At 58.4% G+C, this 856-nt stretch carries 1 protein-coding gene and 2 rRNA genes; all 3 read right to left on the bottom strand.

Translation table 11 applies throughout. The annotated features are described in order from the left end of the window. On the bottom strand, positions 1-219 hold a 219-nt coding region (locus OVY01_RS22965), incomplete at its 3' end, for a transposase (RefSeq protein ID WP_267849959.1). A 207-nt stretch (positions 220-426) separates the two neighbouring features. Continuing rightward, positions 427-539: ribosomal RNA gene (gene rrf, locus OVY01_RS22960) — 5S ribosomal RNA — on the bottom strand. Between the two features lie 157 nt (positions 540-696). After that, a 23S ribosomal RNA gene (locus OVY01_RS22955) occupies positions 697-856 on the bottom strand; the annotation flags it as partial.

Raw genomic sequence — 856 nt, 5'->3', positions numbered from 1 at the left:
ATCGACGGCCCGCTGTTCGAGGACTTGGGGTAGTGCCTTCGCGCTGTCGATTTCCTTGATCCAGCGCCGCAGCACGTTTGGATTCATGCCATGCGAAACCGCCACCGCTGAGCAGGAGACGCCGGGTTGCCGGCATTGCTCAATGAGTTCGGCTCTGAATGACGCACTGTATGTGCGGCGCGTGCGCCCCCTGGGCGCTTCTTCGGCAATAGTGTGCACGTGTCCGCTTCCTGATCGTGGACACGTATGCTCTTACGCCTTCGAGCGTGATGCCAGATGGGATCACTGGCCGCTTACGGTCGACTCCCACAGGAGGGCGCTGACCGCATCCGGTCATGACGCAGGACGGCAGCCGCGAAAGTCAGACGCGCGTAAACGCAAACGCCCCGCCTTTTGAGGGGCGGGGCGTTTGGTACGGCTTAGGGAGCCTGACGATTACCTACTTTCACACGGGAATCCGCACTATCATTGGCGTGGAGTCGTTTCACGGTCCTGTTCGGGATGGGAAGGGGTGGGACCGACTCGCTATGGTCATCAGGCAAAGAGGGGTGTGGCGCACGCGGTGCAGCGGTGCGGCGTCACGAATCTGGGAAGAAGTTCAATCTGGGGTGCGAGTGTATCGGCACACGACCGATGCTGCATAACCTGCACACGTTGGCTGCGGTATTGCACGCAGTCTTAAAACGTACTGGTTATAGGATCAAGCCTCACGGGCAATTAGTACTGGTTAGCTTAACGCATTACTGCGCTTCCACACCCAGCCTATCAACGTCCTGGTCTCGAACGACCCTTCAGGGGAATCAAGTTCCCAGGGATATCTCATCTCAAGGCGAGTTTCCCGCTTAGATGCTTTCAG

Origin of the sequence: Robbsia betulipollinis, from assembly GCF_026624755.1 — a bacterium.
GTDB classification, from domain to species: domain Bacteria; phylum Pseudomonadota; class Gammaproteobacteria; order Burkholderiales; family Burkholderiaceae; genus Robbsia; species Robbsia betulipollinis.
The sequence above is the reverse complement of the archived record's forward strand: the minus strand, read 5'-3'. Positions and strand labels throughout refer to the sequence as shown.